Origin of the sequence: Embleya sp. NBC_00896 (assembly GCF_045207785.1) — a bacterium.
Taxonomy (GTDB): Bacteria; Actinomycetota; Actinomycetes; order Streptomycetales; family Streptomycetaceae; genus Embleya.
In genome coordinates this window covers 3820261-3832850 of sequence record NZ_CP108776.1, presented here as the reverse complement: position 1 = coordinate 3832850, position 12590 = coordinate 3820261, and the positions used below count along the sequence as shown (strand labels likewise).

Sequence of the window (12590 nt, the reverse complement as noted above, 5' to 3'; positions counted from 1 at the left end):
GGGTAGTTATACGCTTGCTATGTGTGACATAGATTGACGCTGTGCACAGACCCTCCCGGCCAGGGTCCCCACTGGCTGTGGCGATGGACCGATACCGCGTCGGCGAGACCGTGTCGTTCCGGCCCGTCTCCGAAGGCCTGCTCAATCGGGGCTACGAGGTCGTCACCACCAGGGGACGCTGGTTCCTCAAGCACTATCTGGACCAACCACCGAAGACCATCCGCTTCCAGCACCGCACGACCCAGCGGCTCGCGGCCTGCGGCATACCCGCGGTCCCACCCGTGACCGACCGGCGCGGACATACCGTGCTCTCCTCGCGCGGGCGCTGGTTCGCCCTGTACCCCTGGGTGGAGGGCACCCATCGACGCGGCGCCGAGCTCGACGCGCACGGATGCGCGCGCGTGGGCACGCTGCTCGGCGGCGTGCACGTCATGCTCGCGCGGTTGTTGCCACCCATTCAGCAACCACTGCTCGTGCCGACCGCCGACCCGCACGAGTCCCTCGCCACCATCGAGCGCCTGCTCACCCGGATCCGGGCCCGCCCCGACGCCGACCCGTTCGACCGGCTCGCCGAACTGCGCCTGATCGAGCGGCGCGCGCTGCTGCTGCGGCACGCGCACCGGCGACCGCGTGATCACGAGGCGCCGCGCACGGGCTACGTGCACGGCGACTTCCACCCGCTGAACCTGCTCTACCGCGGCCACGACCCGGTCGCGATCATCGACTGGGACCGGCTCGCGGCACTGCCCGACACCGAGGAGATGGTCCGCGCGGCGCTGATCTTCTTCACCGATCGGATCGCCGGAACGCTCGACCTCGACCGGGTCCGCAGCTTCGTGCGCGGGTATCGCGAAGCCGTCGATCCCGGGCCCACCCAGCTCGCGGCGGCGGTGCACCGGTTGTGGTGGGAGCGGCTGAACGACTTCTGGATGCTCACCCGGCACTACGTCGAGCACGACCTGCGCTGCGACCCGCTCTTTCCCGCGTCCGCCGCGCTGATCGTGTGGTGGACGATGGCCTACGACGAGGTCCTGAAGGCGTTCCTGGGCTGACCGAGCACCGGCCGCCCCCGCCGAGACGACGAAACCCGCGTGCGCCACCGATCGTGGCGCACGCGGGTTTCGCGGTGTCGTCGGACCCGAGACCTCGGCTCCGGCTCCCGGATCAAGGTGTGGTGCCGCTGCCACCCGCCGGATCGCCGATGGAGCCGCCCGCCGGGTTGCCCGGCGGCGGCGTCTGGCCGGTGCTCGTGTTGCCCTTGGTGGTGTCGCCGGGCGGGGAGGTGGCCGTTCTCGTCGGCAGCCCGGTGTCCGACGGCTTGCCGGTCTGCGACGGGGTCGACGAAGCCGAGTGACCCGTGGTCGTCCCGGGTTCGCGCGAGTTCGGGGGCGACGACGAGGACCGGTATGTCGGGGGCGAATAGGTCGGGGTGGTGCCCGCTGTCCCCTTGGTGTCCGGATTCACGGGGTTCGGGTCGGCCGTCCCGGGCCGCTGCCCGGCACCCGGATCGACCTGCTGGATCTGTTGGCCGCCGCCCGTCTCGCCCGTCCCGTCCTTGTCGTCCTTCGCAAACCCCTTGACCAGGAACACCCCGCCGACCAGGACCAGCACCACCGCGAGCGCGGCCACCAGGTAGAGCGGCAGCCTGCGCCGACCGCCCGAGTCGGGCTGCACGACCGGCAACGCCCCGGTACCGCCGTCGTTGGCGGCCTGGCGCTGCTGCGCCTGCGTGTTCGAGCGACCCGCGAGTGGCGGCATCGCCGCCGTGGCCTCGGTCGAGCCGGTGGCCGCCGGACCGGCCGAGGCCTGGCTCCACGAGCCGAACTCGGGCCGCTGCTGCGCCTGGGTCGGCACCCGCGGCGGAACCACGACCGAGACCTGCTGACCGGCCAGCGCGCGGCGGATGTCCATCCGCATCTCGTCGGCCGTCTGGTAGCGATCGTCCGGGTTCTTGGCAAGCGCCTTCAACGCGATCGCGTCCAGGTGCGGCGGTACCCGCGGGTCCATCATCGACGGCGGACGCGGCTCGTCCTGGACGTGCTGGTACACCACCGACAGCGGGGTGTCACCGTTGAACGGCGGGCGCAGGGCGAGCAGTTCGTAGAGCATGCAACCGCTGGAGTACAGGTCGCTGCGCGCGTCGACGGTGCGGCCCAGGGCCTGTTCCGGCGACAGGTACTGCGGCGTGCCCATGACCATGCCGGTCTGGGTCATCGTGGTCGCCGCGCTGTGCATCGCGCGGGCGATGCCGAAGTCCATCACCTTGACCGCGCCGGAGTTGGTGATGATCACGTTGGCGGGCTTGATGTCCCGGTGGATGATGCCGTGGCGGTGGCTGTACTCCAACGCCTCCAGAATCCCCTCGGTGATCCGCAGCGCCTGCTCCAGCGGTATCGGGTTGCCCTCGCCGAGCAGTTCACGGACCGTACGGCCCTCGACGCACTCCATCACGATGAAGGGCACCAGTTCGGCGCCGACCTGGTCCTCGCCCGTGTCGTAGACCGACACGATCGCGGGGTGGTTGAGCGACGCCGCGTTCTGCGCCTCGCGGCCGAACCGCGAGCGCGCGACGGGGTCCTGCGCCAGATCGGGGCGCAGCGTCTTGACCGCGACGGTGCGACCGAGCCGCACGTCGTGGGCCATCAGCACCTCGGCCATGCCACCGCGGCCGAGTTGCCGGCCGAGCTCGTAGCGGCCGGAGCCGACGGTCTTCACCTGTGTGCCGGCCGCCTCACGGTCGTCCGGTCCCTGCGGCGGGGTCATCGCTCCTCGCCCTGCGCGTCGGGGCGGCCCACCCGGGGCCGCCGAACTGTGGCGACCGGGTCCGCCGTGTGCAGACGAGAGCGGAGAACACCACGGAAGCGGGGGAGCACGACGGTTCCAACGATCGGTCGGCCACAAAGGCACGCCGCATGGGGCGTGAAGGTTGTGGCCGGGGACTCGACACTCATCCTCGGCAGTCCCCTCACGTGGCGCCGGGCTGCGGGCCCGCGCCCATGTGCAGATGAAATGTGGTGCATCCTCGCCTCAGGACCCGAAACGATATCGGGATCAGCGGTCTCCGGTGCGGAGTGCCCATGGTAACGGGATTCCGGACTCCCGCCGCTGCGTCGCCCGGGCCGAACCGGGCCCGGCACGAGATTCGGCCGGGCGCGCTCATCGCAGCACCAGAATCGACGCGAGGACGGCCAGCACGCCCAGGACCGTCGCCGCGAAGGCGGCGCCCGTGCCGGATTTCCGGGAGTACGCGCCGGGCGCGCTGTGCGCTCCGGCCGACCGCGCCCGCGGCCCGAAGCCGGACAGCACCCGGGCCCACGGCGGACCGCCGGGCACCGCGCGCTCCGGCCGATGCCCCGCCTGGCCCGGCTGACCCATCGGCCCTGCCGACCCCACCGGCCCCACGGATCCCGCCGACCCCGGCGGCCCCACCGGCTCCCCGGACCGGGCGGGCCCCCCGGCGCCGTACAGGACCGAATCCCACACGTCCTCGGGCAGGATCCGCCGCACCCACTCGCGCATCCGCCCCGCGGTCTCGAACCGCAGCTGCGGATCCTTGCGCAGCGCGTGCAGCACGAGCTCGTCGACCGAGCCCGGCACGTCGGGCCGGTAGGCCGACGGCGGGGACGGCTCCTCGCGCATGTGCCGGTAGGCGATGTGCACCGCCGTACCGCCGTCGAACGGGGGGACACCCACCAGGAGCTCGTGCAGCAGGCAGCCGACCGAGTACAGGTCGCTGCGGGTGGACGCGGGATGGCCGAACGCCTGTTCGGGCGAGAAGTATTGCGGCGTCCCCATGATCCGGCCGGGGTCGGTGAGCGCGCCGTCGGTGTTGTAGAGCGCGCGGGCGATGCCGAAGTCCATCACCTTGACCGCGCCGCTCGGCGTGATCATGACGTTGACCGGCTTGATGTCGCGGTGCACCAGACCACGCGCGTGGCTGTACTCCAGGGCGTCGAGCACCCTCGCGGTGATCGCCAGCGCGCGCGGCCACGGCACCGGGCCGTGTGCCTCCAGGAGGTCGCGCAGCGTCAGGCCCTCGATCAGCTCCATCACGATCCACGGCACCAGCACGCCGTCCTCGCCGGGGTCGGCGCCGGTGTCGAACACGGTGACGATCGTGGGGTGGTTGAGCCCGGCCGCGTGCTCGGCCTCGCGGGCGAACCGCGAGCGCGCGATGGTGTCCTCGGCCAGGTCGCTGCGCAGGCGCTTGACCGCGACGATCCGATCCAGCATCAGGTCGTGCGCCTCGTGCACGACGGCCATGCCGCCGCCACCGATCCGACGCCCGGTGCGATATCGCCCGCCGCCGAAGACACGCCCGCTCGCCCGAGCCGGGTCCCCCGAAACGGTCACCGTCAGGCCGCCCTCCACGCTCTACGCCTCGCGCACGACATCCGCAACGATTCGGCCTACCGAAAAGCGCTCCCGCCGCACCGCTGACAGCCTGTCAGAGACACGACGGGAGCGCACCGGGCCGGGACCTCTCGGCCTCGGCCCGGGAGGGGTCCTAGAGGTAGGGCCCCGACTGCGTGTGCGGCGGCTCGCCCGGACCACCGGGGCCGACGCCGGGCGGCAGCGCCCGACGCATCGTCTCCAGCTGCGCGCGCGCCGCCATCTGCTGCGCGAAGAGCGCGGTCTGGATGCCGTGGAACAGCCCCTCGAGCCAGCCCACGAGCTGGGCCTGCGCGATCCGCAGCTCGGACTCGCTGGGCACCGAGTCGTGCGTGAACGGGAGCGAGAGTCGATCCAGTTCCTCGACCAGTTCCGGGGCGAGCCCCTTCTCCAGCTCCTTGATCGAGCTGGCGTGGATCTCCTTCAGGCGCACTCGGCTCGCCTCGTCGAGAGGAGCCGCACGCACCTCCTCGAGCAGCTGCTTGATCATGCTTCCGATGCGCATGACCTTCGCGGGCTGCTCGACCATGTCGGTCACCGCGAGTTCACCGCCCTCTTCGCCGAGGCCACCGCCGAGCGCCATGCCATCCGGCCCGACGATCACCACCTGCGGGTTCTCACCATTCGCTTCGCTGTTCGGCGTTTCCATGCATCTCATCCTAGGAGCGCCGCGCGCTTATGCCGTCCTCCCGCGCACCACGGAGCGCGAACGCGTCAGCACCGCCGCGAGCAGAGCCGCGAGCAGCGGCAGCAGGACCAGCGCCAGACCCAGCTCAGTCCAAGGGATGACCGTTTCGGGAGCGGGCAGCCCACGCTGTGCCCCCTCCGGCATCGCGTCCCACACGGCCGACTTCTGGCCGCGCCGCACCATCACGCCGGCGAGCACCCCGGCCGCGAGCCCGAGCGCCGTACCCAGGAAGGCGATCACCCCGCTCTGGAACGCCGACAACCGGCGCCGCACCCCCGGCGGAGCGCCCACCGAGCCCAGCGTCGCGAGATCCTTCTGCGCGTCCGCGAGCGCGAGCCCGGTGGCCACACCGGACGCGCCGATCGTGATCACGAGCGCGAACACCGCGAGCAGCAGCATGCGCGCGTCGTCCCTGGCCTGGTAGCCGCGCTCGATGAAGACGAAGGTCTGCTCGGAGAACTTGTTCATCTCGTCCTCGAGCTTCTGCGTCTGCTTGTCCGAGGGCGAGCGGCCGGCGTCGTAGACGAGGCCGGCCGGCTCGACCGTCGCGCCGAGCACGGCGGCCGCCTCGGGCGAGGCGAAGATCCCGGGCAGTCCGAAGGGCGCCCGCACCGAGACCGCGGGCAGCCGGGTGACGACATCCCGCTGCTCGGCCTCCTGGCCCGGGGCCGGGGGCCTCTGGACCGGGCCGGTCAACCTCACCGACTCCCCCGCCTTGACCGTGGCCTTCCCGTCCGGTGCGACGTATCCCTCCTCGAACAGCACGATGCCGCCCCGAGCCAACACGTCGGCCGCCCGCGGGTCGTCCGCGCCGGTCAACCTCCGCAGCGTGTCCGCGTCGCCCACGGCCGACATGAAGAAGCCGCCTCTACCGGAGGACCCGAAGCATCTCGGGTCGTTGCGCCAGCGCTCGAAATCCGCGGGCTGATCGCCCTGCGGGCACTGGAACTCGGGGAGCTTCTCCGCCCGGTAGTCGACGCACCTGTTCGGCTCCTTGCACGTTCCCTTCAGCATGCCGATCGGACCGCCCTTCGCCTCGGGCAGAATGCGTTCGAGCGTTCTCCGGGCGTCCGCCGCCTGGGCCTTGGTCATGCCCGTCTGCTCCCCCGTGATACCCATCGGGTGCAGCCCGGGGAAGCCGACGATGACGTGGTTCTCCTGGGCGTTGGGGTTGTACATGTTCCGCTCGTCCGCGCTCTGGCTCATCCACACGACGGCGACCACGACCGAACCCGCGACGGCGGCCATCACCGCGGCCACGGCGGGCGCGCTGCGCGGTCGGCTGCGGGCCGCGTCACGCAGTGCCAGGCGTGGGCTCAGCGGGAGGAAGCGGCCGAGTTTCGCGGTGATCCCGATCAACGCCGGGCAACAAGCGACGAGGCCGAGTTCGGCCGCCACCACGCCCGCGATGATCACCTTGTCGTCCGCCCGGTTCGCGCCGTACAACGCGATCGCGACGCCGATCGCGGCGATCGCGACCCCGACGATCGGCAGCACGCGCGAACCGTGCCGGACCCCGCGCCGCCCGGTCAGCGACGCGGCGATGTCCTCACGGGCCGCGAGGTACGCCGGGATCAGCGCCGCGACCACGCCGACCGCGACGCCGACCGCGCCGATGCCGAGCAGTTCGAGCGGGCGCACGTCGTAGTGGCCCAGGAGCTTGCCGGACCGTTCGGCGAACCACGACCGCATCAGGGCCGCGACCACGAGGCCGAGCCCCGTGCCGACGAGGGCGCCCACGGCACCCAGCACCACTCCACCGCCGAGGACGATCCCGCCGACGTGCCGACGGCTGCCGCCCGCGACCCCGATCAGGCCGAGCTCACGCCTCCTGCGCCGCGCACCGACCGCGAAGGCCGGGCCGGCGAGCAGGATCATCTCCATCAGGCCCAGACCCAGACCGATGCCGCCGAGCCGGAGCGCGCGCGAGTCGGCCCACTGCCGCGGCGTCTCGAACTGCTGCTGGGACTTGGGCGGCGGGTTCTTCAGGACCTCGGCGGACTTGACCACGATGCCCTGCTTGTTCGCCTCCAGGACCTTGGACCACGGCATCCCGCCGGGGACGCGGACCAGGACGCGGTCGGTGGCGGGGGTGCGCATGACCGCGTTCGGGGCGGCGAGCATCGCGTCGACCACGCTGCCCGGTCGGGCGAATACCGTCCGGTCGTTCAGTTGGTTCGGGAGGTCGACGGTGCCCACGATGCGAAACGTCCGACCCGTGGACTTCTCGGTCAGTTGTCCACCCACCTTGTATCCGGCGGCCCGGCGCAGGTCCTCGGTGACGACCACCTCGTCGGGGGCGCGGGGAGCCCGGCCCTTGCGTTGCAGGACCATGCCCTTCGCGAGCGGCGCCGCGTAGTCGAACTCGCGGATCGGAACGTCGGTCCGCCCGTGCGCGGTGGTCACGTTCGCGTAGGCGGACCGGTCGGTCAGCCACTCGGTCACGCCGGGGACCAGGGTGCTCGGATCACGCGGCGCCGGCGGGTCCGAAGGCTCGGTGGACTCGGGCTGGGACGACTCCTCGAACGACGGCTGCCGCGCGACGGCCGGTTGCCATTCGTCGGCGTTGGGGGTCTGCCGAATCGCCTCCGGCACCCCATGGGCTCGTCCGTTCAGTCCGTAGCCGGTGTCCTGCAGCCGGGCGTCGGCCCGCCCGAGCTCGCGCGAGACCATCTCGTCCGGATCGAGCTGCACGCTTCGGAACGTCACGTCGGCCGCACTCATCCCGAGCACGGGGATCGCGATCATCGCGACGATCAACGCGCTGCGGCCCTTGGCCCGCAACGCGTCGCGGCGGGCTATGCGCAGCGCGGCCCGCCACGGGCCGAGGCTCATCGGGTACCGCCCTTGGACAGCAGCGACTCGGCATCGGCCGAGGGACCCGTGTCGTCCACGAGCCGGCCGTCGCGCAGGAACACGATCCGGTCCGCCCACGCCGCGTGCCGGGCCTCGTGGGTGACCAGGACGACCGCCGCGCCCGCCTCGCAACGCCCGCGCAGGACGCGCAGGATGGCCTCGCCGGTGGTCGAGTCGAGGGCGCCCGTCGGCTCGTCGGCAAGCACCAGTCGGCGCTTGCCCACCAGCGCACGGGCGATCGCGACCCGCTGTTGCTGACCACCGGACATGTCGTCGGGGAAGCGCTCGCCGAAGTGCGCGAGGCCGACCTCGGTCAGGGCCTCCTGCGCGGCGGTCCGCGCCTTGCGGATCGAGGCGCCGTCGAGTTCGAGCGGCAGCGCGACGTTCTCGGCCGCGGTCAGGGCGGGCACCAGGTTGAGGTCCTGGAAGACGTAGCCGACGCTGCGTCGACGCATGGCGGCCATCTTGCGACGGTTGAGCGTGCCCAGGACCTGGCCCTCCACCAGGACCTGGCCGCTGGTGGGGCTGTCGAGCCCGCCCGCGAGCATGAGCAGGGTCGACTTGCCCGATCCGCTCGGCCCCATCACGGCGAGCATCTCGCCCGGTGCCACCGCCAGGTCCACCCCGGCCAGGGCCTCGACGCGCACATCGCCCCTGCCGTGGATCCGGCCCACCGACTTGAGTTCCAACACTGGTTCCACGGTGCCCCCTGAGCGTGCGTCGATCGAGGTGGTCATCGGCGTGCCTTGCGTCCGCGCGTGGGTGCGGGTGCCTCCGGCACCGGGTCCGGCACCCGCTCCGCCGCCCGACGGGCCAGCCGGGCCTCGCAGTGGTCGAGCCAGCGCACCTCGGCCTCCGCGTGGAAGATCAGCGACTCCAGCACGAGTTGCCACGCCATGTCGTCCTCGCCGGCGCGCGTCTTGAGCCGGGTGTAGTCCTGCAGCGCCCGCAACGTGTGCGCGCGCTGGCCCTGGACCACCGCGGAGACGTCGATGCCCGGCACGGTGACGGCCATCGCGAGCTTGATCGCGAGTTCGTCGCGGGGCGGGCTGGTACGCGAGACGGGCGCCTCGAACCAGGCGCGCAGTTCGACCCGGCCGCTCTCGGTGATCCGATAGAAGACGTGCCCGTCGGCGTCCTCGCCGTCGGGCTCGACGAGCCCGTCCCGGTCGAGTCGGCCGAGCGTCGTATAGACCTGGCCGACATTGAGCGGCCAGGTGGAACCGGTACGCGCCTCGAACTCGCTGCGCAGTTGGTAGCCGTATCGCGGTCCTTGGTCGAGGAGCGCGAGCAGGCCGTGTTTGATAGACATACCGAGTATGTATACCCGGTATGCTCGAAAGCGCAAGGGCGATTCGGCCGAACGAGGGAGTCAGCGGCGCCGAGCGAACCGATCGCGCCGACGGGCCCGCGGAGACGACGAAGGACACGGAAACACCGGAAACACCGGAAGCACCGGAAACAAGGGAGTCAGGAGAGCGAGAGCAGCGGCTTGCACACGAAGTTGAACGAATAGCGCTCGGTCTGCGCATTGGCGATCGGCTGATAGATCAACAACTCGATCGTGCCGCTCACCCCGCCGATCGTGGCCGGCACCCGCCACGGGACCTGCAGGGTCTGCTGTCGCGGCCCCGAACCGGTGAAGTGCAGGATGTCCTGGGGCCAGCGGAACACGCGGTCGAACACCCACTGGTAGACCACGTCGCCGACGCCGCCGTCCACGAGCACGGTCCCGGCGAGGTACACCTGGTCGAGGCCGTCGCACTTGACGTAGCTGCCGTTGCCGCGGTCGCTCGCGATCCGGACGTCGGTCACCCGCATTCCGCCCGGCGTGGGCGGCGGCGTGCTCGCGTTCCCACCGGTGCCGCCGACCGTGGATCCGCCCGGCGGCTGGTTCGGCGTGGACGAGGAACTCCCGGACTGGGGCCGGTTGTCGGGGCCGGAGGCGTTGGCGGGCGGGGCGGTGACCGTCGCGGTGGTGGTCACCGTCACCGTGGGCCCGGGCAGGGTCTGCCCGCCCGGGGCCGGCGAGGCACCGGGCACGGGTGTGGTCACGCCGGCCTGTCCGGGCGTGGCCTCGGTGCTCTGGTCCTGCGCGGGCAGTTGCGGCGGGATCTCGGCCGGCGAGGGTGTCGATCCGTCGCGTCGGGCCTGAACGTCACCGGCGGGGCCGTACACATTCGTCAGCACGAGCAGCGTGATGAGAGCCAACGCGATGATCGTCGGTCCCAGAGGTATCCGCCGGTGAAACCTGCGGATCGACCACATCACGCCTCCTCCCCCCGGACCCGTTGGACGTTGCCGGAAGGTATCGCACAATTACGATCCGCGTCCTTGACGAGCCTGCACCCTTCATCCGCGATGCGCCAGACACACAGTCTGCCGTGGCCGACCGACGTCGGCCCTGTCGTTTATCGTCGTCGCGGCGGTGGGGAGCACCGGACGAGCAGTCCACCGGCGCAGACGATACCGGCTCCCCCGAGGGCGATCAGCGTCAAATTCGCAACCGGCGGGCCGGTTCGGGGCAGCGTGGGCGGCGCATCGAAGGCCGGAGGGGTGACCGGAGCGGAGGCCTGCGACTCGACCGCCGGCTCGCGCTCCAACACGTACACGGCGACGCCGCGCCCGCCGGAGCGCACGGCGTACACCCCGGGCTTGCCGTCCTGGGCCACTTCCGCCCCCCATGACCTGAGTGCGTCGAGCCCCTCGGCACCGCCGGTCAGCACGAGTTGCCGATCGACGTCCAGGATCGCCTGACCCGACTCGTCGGTCACCGGGCGCGCGCCGTGCGCCGCGAGCCGGTCGAGCAGTCCGTCCCACTCCTGCTGCGTGGGCGGATCCGTGCCCGGTGCCGGCCTCGGCGGGCGGGCGGGCTCCGGCGGCGCGTTCACGTCCACGGGCGGATCCGGGCGCAGCTTGGGAGCGCCAGGAGCCAGGCCGCGCGGCGCGGCCGACGCGGTGTCGCGGTCGTCGGGCCGGGGGACGCGGTCGGACGGGGGCTCGCCCGAGCGCTCGGACGACGCGCTCGCGAACGCGAAGGCGGAGGCGGACGCGAGCGCGGAGGCGGACGCTCCGGGCAGGGCCAGGGCCGCCGCGAGCACGCCCCCGGCAGCCAGTCGCCGCGCGAAGCCGCCGGGGGTAGGCATGCCGTCAGCCTAGGGAAAATCGACAAAAGCCCCGTTCATCGACGTTCGCCATGCCGGTGCGTTCATCCGATTTTCATTCGTCCGGCGGCAGCGACCGGCCCGCCCGGAGTGGAGCGGAGCGGACGCCGTCAGCACACGCGGGCGGACGCACGCCCGCCGCGCCCGCCGCGCGTCCGCGCCTCAACGCACGCGCAGCAGGACCTTGCCGATGTGCCCGCTCTCCTCGACCACGCGATGTGCTTCGGCGGCCTCGGCGACCGGCATGACCCGGTCGATCACCGGCTTGATCCGGCCCGCCTCGACCAGCGGCCACACGTGCTCGCGCACGGCCGCCACGATCGCGGACTTCTCGGCGACCGGGCGCGCGCGCAACGACGTCGCGGCCACCGCGGCCCGCTTCATCAGCAGCTTGTTGAGGTCGAGTTCGCCGCAGGCGCCGCCCTGGAGGCCGATCACCACGAGCCGGCCGTTGACCGCGAGCGCGTCCACGTTGCGGTCCAGGTACTTCGCGCCCATGTTGTCGAGGATCACGTCGACGCCCGTGCCGTCGGTGGCCTCCTTGACCCGGGCGACGAAGTCCTCGTCGCGATAGTTGATCGCGACGTCGGCGCCCAGCTCGCGGCAGCGCTCCAGTTTGGCCGCGGACCCCGCGGTGGTCAGCACCCGCGCCCCGGCGGCCGTCGCGAGCTGGATCGCCATCGTGCCGATGCCGCTCGACCCGCCGTGCACCAGGAAGGTCTCGCCCTTGCGCAGGTGGGCGACCATGAACACGTTCGACCACACCGTGCAGACCACCTCGGGCAGCGCGGCGGCGGAGACCAGGTCGACCCCCTTGGGCACCGGCAGCAGCTGGCCGGTGGGGACCCGGACCCGCTCCGCGTACCCGCCGCCCGCGAGCAGCGCGCACACCTGGTCGCCGACCGCCCAGCCGGAGACGCCCGCGCCGACCTCGACGATCCGGCCCGATGCCTCCAGGCCGGGGTGAGGGGACGCGCCGGGAGGCGGGTTGTAGAAGCCCTGCCGCTGCATCAGGTCGGCGCGGTTGACCGCCGAGGCGGCCACCTCCACCAGGACTTCACCGGGCTCGGGTGTCTCGTCCGGGACCTCGGTCCACTTCAGTACCTCGGGTCCGCCCGGTTCGGCAATCGTGATCGCGTACATGCCACCAGACTATGAGTCGCCCGGCTTGGGCCGTGCCTTGTGCGACTTGATGACAACGAGTCGGTCGCCCGCGCTCAGCCCAGGCGCGCGCCGTCGCCGGCCGGCGTGATGTCGCCGTAGCCGGTCGTGGACAGCGTCACCGTCGCGTAGTAGACCGCGTCCAGCAGCGAGACGTTGTCGTCGACGGCGTCACGGTAGTTGGCGCGGTCGAGGTAGACGATCAGGATCGTCACGGCCAGCACCAGGAGCGCCATCCCGAACCGGCGCAGCACCTGCATCAGCGGCCCGGGCCGCTCCTTGGGGATGTGCACGGCCGCGCCGGTCGGCGGGCCGGTCGTCGGGAAAGC

At 72.0% G+C, this 12590-nt stretch carries 10 protein-coding genes and 1 pseudogene; 1 reads left to right on the top strand and 10 read right to left on the bottom strand.

From position 1 onward, the window contains the following. Window positions 1–83: 83 nt before the first annotated feature. Window positions 84–1052 carry a phosphotransferase enzyme family protein gene (locus OG928_RS17380; protein WP_406284634.1) on the top strand — a complete coding sequence of 323 codons (969 nt, stop codon included), beginning with the start codon at window positions 84–86 and terminating at the stop codon, window positions 1050–1052. Between the two features lie 112 nt (window positions 1053–1164). Here the strand turns inward: OG928_RS17380 and OG928_RS17375 are convergent, their stop codons facing one another. From OG928_RS17375 to OG928_RS17330, 10 genes and pseudogenes are all read right to left on the bottom strand, one after another. Continuing rightward, window positions 1165–2763: a protein kinase domain-containing protein gene (locus OG928_RS17375; protein WP_406284632.1), complete on the bottom strand. Its 1599-nt coding sequence runs from the start codon at window positions 2761–2763 to the stop codon at window positions 1165–1167. A 393-nt stretch (window positions 2764–3156) separates the two neighbouring features. Further along, window positions 3157–4371 (bottom strand): protein kinase domain-containing protein, encoded by a 1215-nt coding sequence (locus OG928_RS17370; protein ID WP_406284630.1) that lies wholly within the window; start codon window positions 4369–4371, stop codon window positions 3157–3159. 136 nt (window positions 4372–4507) lie between these two features. Then, a complete protein-coding gene (locus OG928_RS17365; protein ID WP_406284628.1) occupies window positions 4508–5041 on the bottom strand; it encodes a bacterial proteasome activator family protein in 534 nt (177 codons plus the stop codon). 27 nt (window positions 5042–5068) lie between these two features. Beyond that, window positions 5069–7915 carry an FtsX-like permease family protein gene (locus OG928_RS17360; protein WP_406284625.1) on the bottom strand — a complete coding sequence of 949 codons (2847 nt, stop codon included), beginning with the start codon at window positions 7913–7915 and terminating at the stop codon, window positions 5069–5071. Then, complete coding sequence (locus OG928_RS17355; RefSeq protein WP_406284624.1) at window positions 7912–8673, bottom strand: ABC transporter ATP-binding protein; 762 nt, start codon at window positions 8671–8673, stop codon at window positions 7912–7914. Before OG928_RS17355 ends, OG928_RS17360 begins: the two co-directional genes overlap by 4 nt. Further along, the gene (locus tag OG928_RS17350) at window positions 8670–9248 is read right to left on the bottom strand and encodes a PadR family transcriptional regulator (RefSeq protein WP_406284622.1); all 579 of its coding nucleotides are present in this window, start codon (window positions 9246–9248) and stop codon (window positions 8670–8672) included. Before OG928_RS17350 ends, OG928_RS17355 begins: the two co-directional genes overlap by 4 nt. A gap of 158 nt (window positions 9249–9406) precedes the next feature. Then, entirely contained in the window at window positions 9407–10147 is a 741-nt protein-coding gene (locus OG928_RS17345) for a hypothetical protein (protein WP_406284619.1), read from the bottom strand. Window positions 10148–10347: 200 nt separating this feature from the next. Next, window positions 10348–11082: a hypothetical protein gene (locus OG928_RS17340; RefSeq protein WP_406284618.1), complete on the bottom strand. Its 735-nt coding sequence runs from the start codon at window positions 11080–11082 to the stop codon at window positions 10348–10350. A gap of 180 nt (window positions 11083–11262) precedes the next feature. Continuing rightward, on the bottom strand, window positions 11263–12243 hold the full coding sequence (locus tag OG928_RS17335) for an NAD(P)H-quinone oxidoreductase (protein WP_406284616.1): 981 nt from the start codon (window positions 12241–12243) through the stop codon (window positions 11263–11265). Between the two features lie 80 nt (window positions 12244–12323). Further along, window positions 12324–12554 (bottom strand): annotated as a pseudogene (locus tag OG928_RS17330) (potassium channel family protein); the annotation flags it as partial. Window positions 12555–12590 lie beyond the last annotated feature (36 nt).